Genomic DNA, 1,528 nt, shown 5'->3' on the forward strand with positions numbered 1-1,528 from the left:
GGCAGGGGGCACCGAAGACAAGGAGCACGCCATGTCACAGAAACTCGACGCTTCGCCCGCCGTAATCGGCATCGATATTGGCAAGAACTCGTTCCACATCGTCGGCCAGAACCAGCGCGGTGCCATCGTGCTGCGGCAGAAGTGGTCGCGCGGCCAGGTGGAAACGCGGCTCGCCAACCTGCCGCCATGCTTGATCGGGATGGAGACCTGCGTCGGCGCCCATCATCTCAGCCGAAAACTCCAAATGCTTGGCCACGACGCCCGCCTGATGCCGGCGAAATACGTGCGCCCGTATTCAAAAGGACAGAAGAATGACTTCCGAGATGCGGAAGCCATCGCCGAGGCTGTCCAACGCCCGACCATGAAGTTCGTCGCGACCAAGACCGCGGATCAGCTCGACCTTCAGGCACTGCACCGCGTCCGCGATCGATTGGTCGGTCAGCGTACCGGTGTCATCAATCAGATCCGTGCGTTCCTGCTGGAGCGGGGCATCGCCGTGCGGCAAGGCCCGCATTCCCTGCGGTTCGAGTTGCCGGGCATCTTGGCGACACGCACCGATGTGCTCTCGCCTCGCATGTTGCGCATCATCGAGGGGCTGGCGGGAGACTGGCGTCGGCTGGATCAGCGTATCGAGGGTCTATCGAGCGAGATCGGAACGCTCGCCCGTCAAGATAAGGCCTGCCAGCGATTGATGACGGTGCCTGGCATTGGCCCGATCATCTCAAGCGCAATGGTGGCCGCGATCGGCACTGGAGACGTGTTCTCGAAAGGCCGCGACTTCGGCGCCTGGCTTGGACTGGTGCCGAAGCAGATCTCGACCGGCGACCGCACGATCCTCGGCAGTATATCAAGGCGCGGCAATCGCTATCTGCGCGCGCTGTTCGTCCAAGCCGCGTGGGTTGTGCTGGTCAAGGTCAGGTGTTGGGAGCGCTATGGCCTCAACTCGTGGATCGAAGCCGCCAAGAAACGATTGCACCACAACGTACTGGCGATTGCGCTCGCCAACAAGCTCGCCCGGATCGCCTGGGCGGTCCTCAACAAGGGACGCGCCTTCGCGTGCGTCAAGACGGAGATGGTGTCCCGACCTGCTTGATCCTCGCGCCGTGCGCGGCACCGTCAAGGCGCAGCCTGGCAGCAGGAGAGCAAGACGTCAGGATAGCACGACGGCCGGCCTTGACGGCCCCTTGCGCGCGGCGCGTCTGCGCGCGCAGGCCGGGACGAAGGAACGACCGCCAGGCACGAACAAAGGAACAGCGCGAAGTGAGGAGCCATCGATGACGTAACCAAATACCCGCCGAGGTCTGCGAGAGGATGAGACGACGATGGAGAATCGGTCTTCCCGGCACATGCGAACACTGGTGACCCAAATGGCCCGGTCGAGGCCTGTCCGCTAACCAGATCGCATGCGCGCTGCTATCCATGATGGCCCGGAGCACTGTGCTCCAAGCAGAGGCCGGATACATTGATGCAAGACCGCATCTACCGGATCGTCGAAATCTTCTTGCACCGCACGGCCGGACCATACATT

1 protein-coding gene is annotated in these 1,528 nt (G+C 62.7%); it reads left to right on the top strand.

Translation table 11 applies throughout. The features are described 5' to 3' along the window. The first annotated feature begins 31 nt into the window (after positions 1-31). Complete coding sequence (locus tag K289_RS0140775) at positions 32-1,093, top strand: IS110 family transposase (RefSeq protein ID WP_027556537.1); 1,062 nt, start codon at positions 32-34, stop codon at positions 1,091-1,093. Positions 1,094-1,528 lie beyond the last annotated feature (435 nt).

This window comes from Bradyrhizobium sp. Cp5.3 (assembly GCF_000426265.1).
In the GTDB taxonomy this organism is placed as follows: Bacteria; Pseudomonadota; Alphaproteobacteria; order Rhizobiales; family Xanthobacteraceae; genus Bradyrhizobium; species Bradyrhizobium neotropicale.